Annotated in this window: 14 protein-coding genes; 7 read left to right on the top strand and 7 right to left on the bottom strand. The window is 44.5% G+C overall.

The window, feature by feature from the left end:
* Positions 1-445: 445 nt before the first annotated feature.
* On the bottom strand, positions 446-3,334 hold the full coding sequence (gene uvrA, locus WDM69_RS08740; RefSeq protein ID WP_338755346.1) for an excinuclease ABC subunit UvrA: 2,889 nt from the start codon (positions 3,332-3,334) through the stop codon (positions 446-448).
* 380 nt (positions 3,335-3,714) lie between these two features.
* Here uvrA and WDM69_RS08735 point away from each other — a divergent pair, with 380 nt between their 5' ends.
* The 3 genes from WDM69_RS08735 (at position 3,715) to smpB (ending at position 5,114) form a co-directional block, all read left to right on the top strand.
* Positions 3,715-3,903, top strand: a complete 189-nt coding sequence (locus tag WDM69_RS08735; RefSeq protein WP_338755345.1) for a hypothetical protein — start codon at positions 3,715-3,717, stop codon at positions 3,901-3,903.
* A gap of 74 nt (positions 3,904-3,977) precedes the next feature.
* Positions 3,978-4,616, top strand: a complete 639-nt coding sequence (gene ssb / locus WDM69_RS08730; protein ID WP_338755344.1) for a single-stranded DNA-binding protein — start codon at positions 3,978-3,980, stop codon at positions 4,614-4,616.
* Between the two features lie 27 nt (positions 4,617-4,643).
* Positions 4,644-5,114, top strand: coding sequence for an SsrA-binding protein SmpB (gene smpB / locus WDM69_RS08725; RefSeq protein ID WP_078308278.1), 471 nt, complete (start codon positions 4,644-4,646; stop codon positions 5,112-5,114).
* Between the two features lie 6 nt (positions 5,115-5,120).
* On the opposite strand, the gene WDM69_RS08720 is transcribed toward smpB, so the two are convergent.
* The 3 genes from WDM69_RS08720 to WDM69_RS08710 all read right to left on the bottom strand — a co-directional run bounded on the left by WDM69_RS08720 (position 5,121) and on the right by WDM69_RS08710 (position 7,054).
* The gene (locus tag WDM69_RS08720; protein WP_338755343.1) at positions 5,121-5,480 is read right to left on the bottom strand and encodes a DUF423 domain-containing protein; all 360 of its coding nucleotides are present in this window, start codon (positions 5,478-5,480) and stop codon (positions 5,121-5,123) included.
* Positions 5,481-5,490: 10 nt separating this feature from the next.
* Complete coding sequence (rpoH, locus tag WDM69_RS08715; RefSeq protein WP_338755342.1) at positions 5,491-6,468, bottom strand: RNA polymerase sigma factor RpoH; 978 nt, start codon at positions 6,466-6,468, stop codon at positions 5,491-5,493.
* Positions 6,469-6,649: 181 nt separating this feature from the next.
* Complete coding sequence (locus WDM69_RS08710) at positions 6,650-7,054, bottom strand: sulfurtransferase TusA family protein (RefSeq protein WP_143823343.1); 405 nt, start codon at positions 7,052-7,054, stop codon at positions 6,650-6,652.
* Between the two features lie 349 nt (positions 7,055-7,403).
* Between WDM69_RS08710 and WDM69_RS08705 the strand changes: the two genes are divergently transcribed.
* Together WDM69_RS08705 and WDM69_RS08700 are read left to right on the top strand one after the other, a co-directional pair.
* Positions 7,404-8,972: a hypothetical protein gene (locus WDM69_RS08705; protein WP_338755341.1), complete on the top strand. Its 1,569-nt coding sequence runs from the start codon at positions 7,404-7,406 to the stop codon at positions 8,970-8,972.
* 155 nt (positions 8,973-9,127) lie between these two features.
* The gene (locus tag WDM69_RS08700; protein ID WP_078308283.1) at positions 9,128-10,033 is read left to right on the top strand and encodes a LysR family transcriptional regulator; all 906 of its coding nucleotides are present in this window, start codon (positions 9,128-9,130) and stop codon (positions 10,031-10,033) included.
* 56 nt (positions 10,034-10,089) lie between these two features.
* Here WDM69_RS08700 and tsaD read toward each other — a convergent pair whose 3' ends face one another.
* The gene (gene tsaD / locus WDM69_RS08695; RefSeq protein ID WP_078308284.1) at positions 10,090-11,133 is read right to left on the bottom strand and encodes a tRNA (adenosine(37)-N6)-threonylcarbamoyltransferase complex transferase subunit TsaD; all 1,044 of its coding nucleotides are present in this window, start codon (positions 11,131-11,133) and stop codon (positions 10,090-10,092) included.
* A 199-nt stretch (positions 11,134-11,332) separates the two neighbouring features.
* A complete protein-coding gene (locus tag WDM69_RS08690) occupies positions 11,333-11,899 on the bottom strand; it encodes a c-type cytochrome (RefSeq protein WP_078308286.1) in 567 nt (188 codons plus the stop codon).
* Between the two features lie 199 nt (positions 11,900-12,098).
* Between WDM69_RS08690 and WDM69_RS08685 the strand changes: the two genes are divergently transcribed.
* Together WDM69_RS08685 and WDM69_RS08680 are read left to right on the top strand one after the other, a co-directional pair.
* Positions 12,099-12,992: a DNA/RNA non-specific endonuclease gene (locus tag WDM69_RS08685; protein WP_143823344.1), complete on the top strand. Its 894-nt coding sequence runs from the start codon at positions 12,099-12,101 to the stop codon at positions 12,990-12,992.
* Between the two features lie 10 nt (positions 12,993-13,002).
* Positions 13,003-13,338, top strand: a complete 336-nt coding sequence (locus WDM69_RS08680) for a hypothetical protein (RefSeq protein WP_240494951.1) — start codon at positions 13,003-13,005, stop codon at positions 13,336-13,338.
* Between the two features lie 95 nt (positions 13,339-13,433).
* On the opposite strand, the gene WDM69_RS08675 is transcribed toward WDM69_RS08680, so the two are convergent.
* Positions 13,434-15,095, bottom strand: a complete 1,662-nt coding sequence (locus WDM69_RS08675; RefSeq protein ID WP_338755340.1) for an electron transfer flavoprotein-ubiquinone oxidoreductase — start codon at positions 15,093-15,095, stop codon at positions 13,434-13,436.
* Between the last annotated feature and the right edge of the window lie 200 nt (positions 15,096-15,295).

The following is a 15,295-nucleotide window of genomic DNA, read 5'->3' as shown; positions in this document are numbered from 1 at the left end:
AATCAGCAAACGGTGGTTTTGGTTTGCCCAATAAGTGTGAAATGACCGCTGGCTTAAAATAACCGCCAACCAAATATGAATAATAAATCCAATAAAAAAGAAGCTTAATTTTTAAGTGTATCGAATACATTAAAAACCAATTCATCTTTGATTAAGACAGTCCAAGGAAAGATAGAACTTAAATATAAATACGATGGGATGGCTCTATATTTTAATGAGGTCTTAGGTTTAAATTTAGATGTCACCAAACCAGATTTTGCTTTTATTGGAGATTATTATGTACATTGTAAGATACCAAATAAACATAAGATTAATTCCAATAAAGAAATGGCTGCTAAAGTCATTAATCAACAGCGTTGATGGTCTGTCATAGATTTAATAACTTAGATTTTAAATAATAACTTAAATTTTAAATATAAAACCATTTTGCTTATTTCAACTTTACTTACCCCAACATCTGCTTTAAAAACTGCCCAGTATGCGACAATGCAATTTGAGCCACTTGCTCAGGTGTGCCTTCAGCGATGATTTCACCACCACCTTTGCCCCCTTCAGGACCTAAGTCAACAATCCAATCTGCTGTCTTAATCACATCTAAATTATGCTCAATCACCACAATGGTATTGCCCTTATCACGTAAGGCATGCAAGATATTAAGCAACTTGGCAATGTCATGAAAATGCAATCCTGTGGTGGGCTCATCAAGAATGTACAGCGTTTGCCCTGTGTCACGTTTGGCAAGTTCTCGAGCCAGCTTGACACGTTGGGCTTCGCCTCCTGATAACGTTGGGGCAGATTGTCCTAGACGGACATAGCTTAGTCCTACGTCTGTTAAAGCTTGTAGACGGCGATGAATGGCAGGAATGGCGGCAAAAAATTCAGTTGCATCTTCCACCGTCATCTCCAACACATCGCTGATGGTCTTGCCTTTATAATGGATTTCTAGCGTTTCACGGTTGTAGCGTTTGCCATGACAGCTGTCACATGGTACGTACATATCAGGTAAAAAGTGCATTTCTACTTTAATCAGCCCATCACCTTGGCAAGTTTCACAGCGACCACCTTTGACATTAAAACTAAAACGCCCCGCTTGATACCCCCTTGCTCTGGCTTCTGGCACTTGGGCGAACAGTTCACGAATGGGTGTGAACACGCCTGTATAAGTGGCGGGGTTGGAGCGTGGGGTACGCCCAATGGGACTTTGGTCAATGTCTACCATTTTGTCCAAATGCTCAAGCCCTGTTATGCTCTCGTACTGTTCGGGAACGAGCGTGCTGGCGTTGTTAAGTTGGGTGGCAGATATTGGCATTAAGGTGCGATTAATCAAGGTGGACTTACCAGAGCCTGATACACCAGTGACACAAGTCATGACTCCGATGGGTAATTTTAAATCCACAGATTTTAAGTTATTACCCATCGCACCTTTGAGTTCAATGTACATTGGCTGTTGTTTGGTTGCTTTTTGTTTGCCTGTGCCAATCTGTTGCTCTTGAGTTTTGGCAGAATGACGCACTTTGGGAACAGCGATTGATTTTTCTCCAGACAAATATTGTCCTGTTAAAGATTCTTTGACCTTAGCGATTTGTTTGGCATTGCCTTCGGCAATCACTCGCCCTCCATGCACGCCTGCCCCCACACCAATGTCAATAATATGGTCAGCTTGGCGAATGGCGTCTTCGTCGTGCTCCACCACCAACACCGTATTGCCCAAGTCTCTTAATCGAGTTAAGGTCTTAAGCAGGCGGTCGTTGTCTCGCTGATGCAGACCAATAGACGGCTCATCAAGCACATACATCACTCCCATCAATCCTGCCCCAATCTGACTGGCTAAGCGGATACGTTGAGCTTCACCACCTGATAAGGTTTCAGCACTTCTTGCCATGGTTAAATAATCCAACCCCACACTGACCAAAAAACCCAAGCGTTCGTTTATCTCCTTAATGATTTTATCGGCAATCTCACCACGATGGCCATCAAGCTTAAGGTTGGCATGGTGGTTTTTGGCATCACCAATCGATAATTTCACAATATCGGCGATGGTGCGACCATCTACTTTCACATTGCGGGCAATTTCGTTCAGTCTTGACCCATCACAGACGTTACAGGTGGTGTCAGCCAAATATTTTGCCAACTCATCACGCACCAAATTGCTGGTGGTTTTGGCATAACGACGCTCCAGATAAGGCAAAATACCTTCAAATGGCACGGTTTTATCCGTTTTGCGTCCACGTTCGTCGGTGAATTTAAAAGCAATTTTATCTTTACCAGAGCCTTGTAAAATGATGTTTTGCTGTTTTTTGGATAACTCTTGCCAAGGCTTGTCCATACTGATGTCATAATGCTGACAGACAGTGGTTAATAGCCCAAAATAATAGGCATGGCGTTTGTCCCAACCATGAATTGCCCCTTGGTTTAGGCTTTTTTCTGCATGGGTAATGAGCTTATCGGCACTAAAATATTGACGTTTGCCCAAACCATCACAGGCAGGACACGCCCCATAAGGGTTGTTAAAACTAAACAATCGTGGCTCAAGCTCACCCACCGCACGGTCACAAATGGGACAAGAATGCTTAGCAGATAACAACTGGTCGCCCCCATCAGCGTCATCGGCTCTGTCCATATGGTGCAATATCGCCAAATCTTGCCCCAATCGCAGGGCGGTCTCTAAGCTTTCCGCCACTCGGTTGCCCAAATCTTCACGCACCTTAAAGCGGTCAATCACCACCTCGATGCGGTGCTTTTTATTCTTCTGTAAGACTGGCAAGTTATCCATGTCATAGATATGACCATCAATACGCACTCGCACAAAACCTTGACCCATCAGTTGTTCTAACAACAGCGTATGTTCTCCTTTGCGGTCTCGTACCACAGGCGCTAATATCATCAGCTTACTGTCGATTGGTAACGCCATGATGTCATCTACCATCTCACTGATGGTCTGTGCCACCATCGGCTCGCCATGCTCAGGACAGTATGGGGTGCCTACACGGGCATATAACAGGCGTAAATAGTCATAAATCTCAGTAATTGTCCCTACCGTAGAACGTGGATTGTGGTTGGTGGATTTTTGTTCAATGGCAATGGCGGGTGATAAGCCTTCAATGCTGTCCACTTCTGGCTTTTCCATTTGTGATAAAAACTGGCGTGCATAGGCTGACAAACTTTCGACATAACGGCGTTGCCCTTCAGCATACAGGGTATCAAAGGCAAGTGAGGACTTGCCAGACCCTGACAGGCCAGTGATGACCACAAACTTATCTCGTGGAATGTCAAGGTCAATGTTTTTTAGATTATGGGTGCGCGCCCCACGGATTTTGATGTGTTCATGTGCCATAAGAGAATCTTTTGTTGGGTGTTTTGTTCATTTTGTTCAGTGAGCCATTGGGCAGATATGGGGTTAATGGGGGTAAACTCTGTTGCTTCAAGCAAAAAAAATAGATGACAGACTTAGGGCGTGCCTGTCATTGACATTTTATTGAGAACTGGTAAAAATTCACATCTTTAATCCATTCACACCCTAATCATTACTCATACAGATAAAATAACATCTTACTTGACTTATAATAAATGATTGGTTTAATAATTAGCCGCATCATTTTGCCACTCATGACGCAACTCATCTTGACATGCCACCCATCAATCCACCCATCAATGCCTTTTTTTAAAAGGCTAAAGACGTCATTGTCTTGGACAAGATTATCTTGGACAAGCAACATGCTGGTAAATACTTCGCCATTGTTAGTAAACCAAATTGTTAGCCAACCGAACCGTTTCCCCAAATTTTATCTGCAAAATTTGTTGTTGTGTCATCTGTGGCAGTTGCGTCAATTCTATCAGCACTCAATTCTATCAGCACCAAAACATCATCACACACCGCTAGATTTTCATGTCAATTTGCGTTAAAGTGAGGGTGAATTTTTGATAATTTTTTTTGATAAACTTTTGATAAATTACTTTTGATAAATTAAGGAAATTTTATGCGAGGCGTTAATAAAGTCATCATCGTTGGCAACCTTGGGGCTGACCCAGAAGTGCGTCAGTTTAATAATGGAGGCAATGTTACCAACATATCCGTTGCCACCAGTGAGCAATGGAATGACAAACAAACAGGAGAGCCTCGTGAAGCCACCGAATGGCATCGCATCAGTCTGTTTAACCGTCTGGGTGAAGTCGCTGCTCAATATTTGCGTAAAGGCAGTAAAGTGTATATCGAAGGCAGTCTGCGTACTCGTAAATACCAAGACCAAAATGGACAGGAGCGTTACATCACTGAAATCCGTGCTGACAACATGCAAATGCTTGACAGTGCCAACAGTGCCAGAGGAGGAGTCGCTAACCAAAATCATCAAGGCGGTTATCAAAGTGGTTATCAAGGCGGCCATCAAGGCTATGGTAACTTCCAAAACCAAAATGGCAACCCAAATGGCAATCAAAGTGGATTTCAAAACCATCAAAACACTGCCAATGCCTATCAAAATAACTTTAACAATAACAACTTTAACAACACCGACAATCACTCAGCCCAACAAGCAGGGCAAAACAATCAAAATCAACCCAAACCCAATAACGCCGTTGCCATGCAGCCAGCACCTGCCGATGAAGACATTCCGTTTTAATGGTGGGTGTTAAGCGAGGATAATATCATGGCAAAAAAGCCAGACAATCAGATTTGTGCCAATAAAAAAGCTCGGCACGAATATTTTATTGAAGAGAAGTTTGAGGCGGGGATTGCCCTACAAGGTTGGGAAGTCAAAGCCATTCGAGCAGGTAAGATGAGCATCACAGAAGCGTATGTGGTCTTCCGTGATGGTGAGGCATTTTTATTTGGGGCACATATTCAACCGCTGTTATCCAGCTCTACCCACATCAACCCTGATAGCATTCGTACCCGTAAGCTGTTACTTCACCGTAAAGAGATTGATAAGCTGTTTGGTGCAGTCAATCAAAAGGGGTTTGCCTGTGTGCCGTTATCTTGCTACTGGAAAAAATCCATGGTCAAATGCCAAATTGCCTTGGCCAAAGGCAAAAAATTGCACGACAAACGTAAAACCCTAAAAGACAGAGACTGGGAACGCAGTAAAGAGCGTGGCTTTAAACAGCATTTGAATGGATAACTTGATTTAACCGTTTTGAATCGCTGCCCACGCCAACCACAACCACGCACCCATCATCAGTATGCCTCCGATGGGGGTGATTGCCCCCAACCACCTTGGCAAGCCTAAGGTCATGGCAAATAAACTGCCTGCAAAAATCAACATGCCCAGCTGCATCATCCACGCCATGCCCTGTGGATAATGCCAGCCCTTTATCAGTATGCCCATCATAAGCAAGCCTAAGGCATGAAAAAACAGATACAGCGTGCCTGTGTGCCACCATGCTAACTGCTCTGAGTTGACGATGGATTTTAGCCCATGAGCCCCAAATGCCCCAAGAGCGACAGCAACGCTAAGATTGATGCCAGCGATGGCAATCCAGTTCATCAGTTGCCCCTTAATAATCTGGCATGACCAAGCTGTCGATGGTCATGGCATCACGGATTTTATCCATGGCGTTTTTTTCGATTTGGCGAACTCGTTCAGCAGAAATGTCATAGACTGCTGCCAGTTCGTGTAACGTTGATTTTTGCTCAGACAACCACCGCTGTTCAACGATGTCTCGTGAGCGGTCGTCTAGGGTATCCATGGCTGCCATCAGTGCATTGGTGTTATTGGCTTCCCAATCAGCCTCTTCAACCAACTCAGCAGGGTCAACACCATCTTCTAAAAATAACTGGGGAGCGTAGCGTCCTTCATCATCATCGTCGTTTTGGGTTTCAAAAGATGCGTCATACGACGTCAGGCGAGATTCCATTTCCAGCACCTGTTTGCGAGTCACGCCCAAGTCTTTGGCGATGGCATCGGCTTCGTCTAGGGTAAGTTGGTTGTTGCTTTTTTTTAGGCTTCTAAGGTTAAAAAACAGTTTACGGTGAGCCTTGGTGGTGGCAACCTTGACAATCCGCCAGTTGCGAATGACAAATTCATGGATTTCAGCTTTTATCCAATGTACAGCAAAGGACACCAGACGCACGCCTTTATTAGGGTCAAAACGTTTGACCGCTTTCATCAGTCCTAGGTTGCCTTCTTGGATAAGGTCGGCTTGTGGCAGTCCATAGCCTGAATAACTGCGGGCAATGTGAATGACAAAGCGTAAATGGGACATGACCAACATACGAGCAGCCTCAACATCGCCGTCATCATAATAGCGGTGAGCCAACTCTTGCTCTTGCTCTGGGGTCAGTATGGGGATTTGATGCACCGTATTGATGTACGCACCAAGATTAACCCCAGGGGCAGTCAAGTGCATGGGAATGGCAGGCACAACGGCATGGGTGGGCGTGCCTGCATAATCAATCTCATCTGTATCAATCTTTTGAACGTCTTTGTGATGGTCTTTGTTATGTCTGGTGTCGATGGGGTGGATGCGTGCCATGGCGTAACCTTTAGGTAGGGGTTGATTGGGTTTTTAATATTGAGCATTGAATGTTGGGCGTTTTTTGGTTGTCAGGCCATTGGTTGGGTTATTGTGTTGATTGTCAATGAGATTTTGTCATTATATGAATTTGATGAATGGATGTTAAGTGTTGTCGTGTAAGTAAATTGTGATGATGTGATTACCATAAGATAAAGTGGTATTGGCTGGTGTCAGTGTTGTTGCCGATGTCTATGTCGCTGTCTATGTTGTCATTGTCCATGCCATTGCCATGGGCTTGCCAAAGCTGTCGGTTGGCATGTTTGGCAAAGGCAGCAATGTCGTGGATAGAATTTTTATCAGACGCAAGTAAATAAACCGCCTGTCCTTGTGGGGTGTGTTTAAGTGCCATTTTGGCTTTTAGAAGTGGCATGGGACAAGCCAAACCTTGAGCATCAATCACCTGATAAATGGTGATGGCATCGGTCGCTTGACCGTTAATGATTAACTGCTTTTTGGCAAGCAAATCAGTTGCCAGTTGTGGCAGATGTTGTGATTGTTCGGACAAAGTAATGGTTAAGGTATTTTTGGTTAAGGTATTTGGCATGAGTGTGCTTAATTTGTGGGCAGTAACATAAATAAAGCATGATAGCAAGGTCATTTGATGCTGGCAAGCCATCTTATCTTTGACTGTGTCAATATGAAAAATTAGGATTTTTATCCATGATACTGAATATGTTATTTTTACAATAACCAAACAATGTATGACATTAAGGTCATTTTTTATGCAATTTTGTTGGTTTTTTTATTGCCATTACAACCAAATTTGTTTAAGATAATTCATATTAATGATTGCAAGTTCCTTGCTAATCCATCACGTCAAGTAAACCAACTTGATTTTTCATCAATCAAATATCCCACAACGTTTCATTTTATCCATTTATCAAGGAAGACCCATGTCTCACTTTTCACTGACCAAACTTACCCTTGGTGTTACCACCGCTTTAACATCATCTTTGAGCTTTGCCGCTGCCATGGACCGCTCAGGGCAAGATGTGACCGCTTTTTTACAAGATGGCACTTACGCCGAAGCCGTTTATACTCATATCGATGCCAATGTTACAGGTCATGATAATGCTGACTTAACAATTGACGACCTAAAAAAATACACAAAAGGCAATCCTGTGAATGATGCCGCCAAAGAATATGATTTTTTTCGTTACGGCGTTAAAGCAGATGTGAATGACACCTTTAGCGTGGGTGTCTTATATGACGAGCCGTTTGGTGCTGATGCGGTGTTTACTGGTCAAGATAACTTTGTCTCAAGAAACCCAGATGACATCATCAATAAACTGACTGGCGGTCGAATCACCTCCTTAGCCGCTATGCCAACCCCTGAGCAATTAGAGCAATTAGCGGCTGGTGCTAGGCAAGCTGGTGATGGTGCTAGGCAAGCTGGTATTACTGCCAAATCACTTGCTGAGCAAGCTCAGCAAGCTCAAGCTGCTGGTAATTTGACTCAAGCTCAAACCTTAAAAACACAAGCAGAACAAGCCCAAGCCCGAGCTCAAGAATTAGCAACCCAAGCTCAGACGCTGGCTGGCAGAGCCAGAAGCTTAACCGCTGCCAATGCCATCGCTGGAGGTGTGCAGTCGTCTTTGGGTCAAGCAACCACCGTGACGGTCAACTCAAAAAATTTAACGGGTTTGGTGGGCGTTAAATTGGGTGCTAATAAAAATTTGCAAATCTATGGCGGACCTGCCCTACAACAAATCAAAGCAGATGTGGCATTACGTGGGCCTGCCTATCTGACTTCAGCTGGCTACGATGCTCACGTCAGCCCACAAACAAAGCTCGGCTGGGTGGCAGGTGCCGCTTATAGCATTCCTGAGATTGCCTTTAGAGCCGCTGTGACGTATCGTTCTGAAATTGATTATGAAGCACCAATTGGTGAGAGCTTACCTTCTTTAAATTATCTGTCTCCCACCATGAAATCAGGCATTGAGGCAAGAGTGGTGAATGCAGATAAAGTCAAAATCACCACGCCACAATCAGTGAACTTCAACCTACAGACTGGCATCAGTCGTGAACATCAATTATTAGGTACGCTTGATGTGCGTTGGGTACCTTGGAGTGACTTTAAAATCACTCCGCCTTTATATCATGCCGCATCTAAAGTCCAATATCTTAAAGGGTTAAATTTGGTTCAATACAGCGAAGACCAATGGAAAGTGGATTTGGGACTGGGCAAACGCTTTAATGACAAACTCTCAGGCTCGGTTAATGTGGGCTGGGACTCTGGTGCTGGTAACCCTGTCAGTTCATTAGGTCCTGTCAATGGCTATTACAGCGTTGGTGGTGGGGTGAAGTACAATTTCACACCTGAGTGGGCATTATCTGTTGGTGGCAAATACTTAAAATTTGGTGATGCCACTGCCGAATTACCTAATGGTAAAGTCGTGGGTGAATTTAAAGATAACGATGGCTATGCCGTGGGTGTGAAGCTTGCTTATCAAGGCAAATAGCTTATCAAGATAAATGATTTATTAAGATAAATAACTGCCCATTTGTCTAAAAACAGCTCATTATTGAGCTGTTTTTTTGTCTGTTATTTAAAAATATTATTGTATAATAACACCATTCATACCTTGTCTTAACCATCAGCATCATCAGGCATTTTATGCTAGAGTTACGCCACTTATACACTTTAACCGCATTGCGTTCTCATGGCTCTTTGGCAGCTGCTGCTGATGAGCTACATGTAACGGCTTCGGCGGTTTCGCATCAACTCAAAGAACTTGAAGGTTATTATGGTGTCAACCTGATCAACCGCAGTCGCCCTGTCAGCTTTACCCCTGCTGGCAATGAAGTATTAAAGCTTGCTGATAAAATTTTACCGCATGTTACCAAGACCAAAACCGCCATTCATCGATTGGCACATGGACAGACAGGACGGTTACGTTTGGCATCAGAATGCCACAGCTGTTTTGATTGGCTAATGCCAATATTAAATGCCTATCGACAAACGTGGACAGATGTGGAGTTGGATTTTGCCAGTGGTTTTGAGCCAGACCCACATCAGCTATTATTAGATGAAGAAATTGACGTACTGATTACCACACACAACGCCCCGATAACAGGCATTCAATATCAGTTTTTGTTTGAATACGAAAGCCGTTTGACACTCGCCCCCACCCATTCATTGGCAGATAAGTCTGACATACAGCCCAATGATTTATCAGACCAAACACTCATCGCCTATCCTGTTGATAGCAACCGCTTAGATGTGATTGCTCATTTTTTGAACCCTGCTCAAGTAACACCAGCCCATATCCGTACCACAGAGTTAACGCCCATGCTCATACAGTTGGTTGCCAGTGAGCGAGGCGTGGCGGCACTGCCTGACTGGGTGGTGAAAGATTATGAAAAAAAAGGTTGGGTGGTCTCAAAACCTTTAGGCAAAGGAGTCATGTGTCAGTTGTATGCTGCCACTCGCAGTCATAGTCAAGAAGTTCCTTATATGCAAGGGTTTGCTGAGTTGTTGACTTCAATGGTAGGACACACCCTAGCAAACGCCACACTCTAGCATTGGCTTATTTGTGTTGATGCCATGCTGATTCATTGACACTTAAACATTGACACTTAAACATTGACACTTGGCAAATCACTGATGGGCCAGCGTGGGACACAACTGACGGCTAATCCATCTTGTTGCCCTGCTTGTAAGCGTTTATAACCAGCATAGGCAATCATTGCCCCATTGTCGGTACACAAGGCAGGCGGTGCATAATGTACTTGTGCGTTTATTTTGTTAAGGGCTTTTGTCAACTGCTCTTGTAGATACGTATTGGCACTGACTCCGCCAGCGATGACCAAATGGGTTAAGCCAGTTTGTTTAAGGGCTTTGACGCATTTTTGTGTTAAGGTATCGACCATTGCCTGCTCAAAACTTGCGGCGATGTCTGCCCTGATTTTGCAGTCGTGGTTAGCTCCTTTGGTGTCTTTAATCAGATTATGCACAGCGGTTTTCATGCCACTAAATGAAAAATCCAATCCCTTATGTTGCATGGGTCTGGGCAAATCATAGGCGTGTCGATTGCCATTGTTTGCCAATTTGGCGATATTAGGTCCACCCGGATAAGGTAAACCCAACATTTTGGCAGTTTTATCAAAACATTCACCTGCCGCATCATCTATGGACTCGCCAAGCAGTTCATATTTACCCAAACCATGAGCCGCCAGCAGTTGTGTGTGTCCACCAGAGACCAATAAGCAGACAAACGGAAAGTTTAAGTTTGGGTTAGCGATGAGCGGAGCAAGCAGGTGTCCTTCCATGTGATGCACACCGATGGCAGGCACGCCCAAACCATACGCCAAACTGCGACCAAATAACGCCCCTGTCATCAATGCCCCTATCAGCCCCGGCCCTTTGGTAAAGGCAACGGCATCAATATCAGACTTGTTTAGCTCACAGTGTGCCAATAACTCATTTAACAGTGGCACAAGCTTGCGAATGTGGTCACGACTGGCAAGCTCAGGCACAACGCCACCATAAATGGCGTGTAGCTCCACTTGTGAATACAGCACCTGCCCAAGCAGTCCGTGATGTGGCTTGCTCATCTGCTCACTGTCAAAAATTGCCAGTCCTGTCTCATCACAAGATGTCTCTAATCCCAGTACTTTCATGCTATCCACACACCCTTTTTGTCCACACAATCTGTCTTTATCCACACAATTTTTGCCCAAATGGTTGCATCAGCCGTTATGCAAAAAGTCGCCAGTGCTGACACAATGGCGACCTTACTTGCAACCAAAGAACAATCAACCAAATAACAACCAATGTTTGGCTGACCGTTTGATTCATTCAGTGGCATTATCTGACCAATTACTTGATGACCTGACCAGTCATATAGTCAACCGCTGCTTTTAACTCTGCGTCTGTTGCATCGTTGGCAGTGGCACGAGGTGGCATCGCCCCTTTGCCATTGATGACGCTTTGATATAAGACATCTTGACCCTGTGCCAAGCGAGCTTGCCAAGCAGCTGCGTCATCTAGCTTAGGAGCACCTGCCACACCAGCGTTATGACATACTGAACATTTGCTGTCGTATAGCTCTTTACCCACGCCTGCTGCCGCTGCTTGTACATCACCCCCTGCATCGGTAGCGGTGGGTTCGGTGGTGGCTGCTGATTCTGGCGGTTCACTTACGGTATCAGCTGTTGCCACGGCAGTGTCAGCAGGTGGGGTGTTGGCAGTGATGGTGGCAGGTTCATCAAGCACTGGCTCTGGGGTGGCTTCACGAGCGGCGGCGGCGGCTTCATCAACTTTATCAACGGCGGCGGTATGTTCATTACTGCCACCACATGCAGTCAATGCCAATATCATTGCCAATGTACCACTTTTACAGGCTAAGGCAAGTTTATTTGATTGGGTGGGTTGCGTTGTTTTCATAACTTTATCCTTTTATCTACATAAGCATTTTATGCACATAAGCATTTATTAAAATCACAATTTATTAAAACCACAATGTTTATATTGCTATCATAACATAATTTATCAGATGCTACCAATGCTTGGGATAAGGCGTGTTATACTACTTGTTATAATGTGATACCTGAAGTTTGCAATGTAATATTTACAATGTGATACGATGATGATGTTGATAAATAAGATATGCCAAGTGGGGGCGGTTTTTGGGTGTGTGTTGTTCATGCTGGTGTTGCCCATGATTGCCCATGCCCAGCCGTTTGCTGATTGTCAAAAGATGTTTGCCATGGGGCAACCACCAGCTTATTCACAGGATAAGTTGACTGTACAGACTGTACCGCTTTGTTTTTCTGGCTTTGCGGTGATGTATTCAGGGGTGGCACGCACGCCGTTATGGTCTGCAGAGTATCTTGACCGTCGGCGATTGACAGCGGCTGGCAAGCTTGAGCGTCGTGATAACTTCCATGCAGAAAGCCGTCTACCGATTAACAAGCAAGCAACTTTGGCTGACTATAAAGGCAGTGGTTATGACAGGGGGCATATGGCACCCAATGCAGACATGGCAACGCTGACCCAACAATATGAAAGCTTTAGCCTTGCCAACATCACCCCACAAACGCCTGAGTTAAACCGTTATGTTTGGCGAGATGTTGAGAGCCATACCCGTTATCTGACCCAAAAGCATGGCTCAGCGTATGTGGTAACAGGTGTGGGCTATGCCACAGCAAACTTGACCCAGATTAATGGGCGTGTGCTTGTTCCCAGTCATTTATTTAAAGCCGTTTATGTGCCAGAATTGAACCAAGCAGCCGCTTATTATGCCAGTAATGATGCGTCTGGGCGGGTGGTGGTCGTTAGCCTTGATGAGCTGGCGATGCTGACAGGCATAGATGCCATGCCTGCACTGGATAAAGCGGTGAAAGCTCAAGCGATGCTGTTGTCATTGTCCAATCAACATTCAGACGCACAACATGATGACATGACAGCTCAAGATGCCCCTTGGTGGATCATTGTCATCACCAAAGTGGTGCGGTGGCTATTGCACCAGTTGGGTTAATCCGTGGGTTTTGTTCAATATTTTTAGCCATCTGCTCAGTATTTTGGGCATCAAATGTCAGTCAGGTTGGTGGAGAGATGCCATGATAGACCCTTATCAAAACAATGCCCAAAGCATGCAGGTGGGTAACCTTATCATTGAAAATCAAGAAGACAAAATCAGCATCTATGGTGATATTGACTTGTACCAAAATGCCCAAGGATTAAAAGATGCCAAAACGCTACAGACATTGATAAACCGCATTGTGCAGGTGTTAGGAACACAGCATTTTACCACCAATCATGAGCCACAGAGTCAAACCACTCTGTCCTTAAACACCCAACAAGTCAGCAATCCTTTTTTGTAATCTACAGGGTTAACTTGACAAAAAATCCAATAAATAAATAATTTGAAAGGTTCAATCATTGGGTTTTTGATGTCATGTCAAATTTTATATAAATTTTACATGTTAGGATAGTTCGGTCCACCACCCCCTTCTGGCGTTACCCAAGTGATGTTTTGTGATGGGTCTTTGATGTCGCATGTTTTGCAATGCACGCAGTTTTGGGCATTGATGACAAATTCAGCACCATCTGCTTTTTGTACCACTTCATACACCCCAGCAGGGCAGTAACGCTGGGCAGGCTCAGCATAAATAGGTAAGTTTACTCCAATCGGCACACTCGAATCGGTTAATTTTAGATGCACAGGCTGGTCTTCGGCATGGTTGGTGTTGGATATGAACACCGAAGACAGCTTATCAAAGGTCAGCTTGCCATCAGATTTGGGATATTTTGGTATAAACGCATGTGCTGAGCGTTCTAGTTGAGAATAATCTGGCGTGGTGTCATTGATGGTCAATGGCATCTTACCACCCAAAAGGTTATGCTCAACAAACGTAAAACCACCGCCCATAAACATTCCCATGCGGTGCGTGGCAGCGGCAAAGTTGCGAGCTTCATAATTATCTTGATACAACCAAGAGTCTTGATACAGTGTGGTATAAGCGATGACTTCGTCATGCTGGCGACCAGCACTGACCGCTTCATAAATGGCTTCAGCCGCCAACATGCCTGATTTCATTGACGTGTGTGTGCCTTTAATTTTGGCGGCGTTTAAAAATCCTGCATCATCACCAACCAGTACCCCACCAGGGAAAGTCAGTTTGGGCAGTGAGTTTAACCCACCTTTGACCAATGCCCTTGCACCATAGGACACCCGTGTGCCTCCTTGTAAAATATCACGGATAACAGGGTGGGTTTTTAGTCGTTGTAGTTCGTCAAAGGGGGACATGTATGGGTTATGGTAAGACAAATCGATGACCATGCCAAAGCTGACTTGGTTGTTTTCATCATGATACAACCACCAGCCTCCTGTTGAACCAGTCTCGGTCAATGGCCAGCCCAAGCCGTGCATCACCAAACCTTCTTGATGTTTTTCAGGTTTGATGTCCCACAGCTCTTTAAGTCCGATGCCATAATGTTGCGGATCGGTGTCTTTATCCAGATGAAAACGACTGATTAAGCGTTTGCCCAGATGCCCACGGCAACCTTCGGCAAACACCGTATATTTGGCAAGTAGCTCATAGCCGGGTTCATAGCCAGCTTTATGTGAGCCGTCTGCTGCCACCCCCATATCACCTGTCAACACACCTTTGACTGAGCCATCATCGTTATACAATATTTCAGCAGCAGCAAACCCAGGGAACATCATCACGTCAAGTTCTTCGGCTTGCTCCGCCAGCCAACGCACCACATTGCCCAATGAAACAATGTAATTGCCTTCATTGTGCATGGGTTTGGGTATCAAACCATCAGGCACTCGGGTGGCTTTGGTGGCAGAACGTAAATAGTAAAATTGGTCTTCAGTTGCTGTTACACGCACAGGGGCATTTTTGCTTTTCCAATCTGGGATAAGCTCGTCTAATGCCCTTGGCTCTATCACCGCACCTGACAAAATATGAGCCCCAAACTCAGAACCTTTTTCAACCACACAAACCATAAACTCTTCATTGCCTGCTTGTTGTGCCAGCTGACGTAAGCGAATGGCAGTAGACAATCCAGCAGGTCCACCGCCGACGATGACAACATCGAATTCCATCGACTCTCGTTCTATAGCCTGCATAATAACTCCTTATAATTTATAATCAATTTTCTGTATATGGTTGTTAAAACGTTTGGTAAATTTAATAAAAACATCACATTCATCAGCTATTATAAAAGATAAACATCATTTTCACGAAAAATATGCCATAAAAGCGTGACTAAAGGGTTACTGAATTTTTAGATGACATATTTTCTTTATCAACATCAGCAATAAACATG

The sequence above is a fragment of the Lwoffella lincolnii genome, assembly GCF_037201985.1.
GTDB classification, from domain to species: domain Bacteria; phylum Pseudomonadota; class Gammaproteobacteria; order Pseudomonadales; family Moraxellaceae; genus Psychrobacter; species Psychrobacter lincolnii.
Note: the sequence above shows the minus strand (reverse complement) of the source record. Positions and strands in the feature narration are given on the sequence as shown.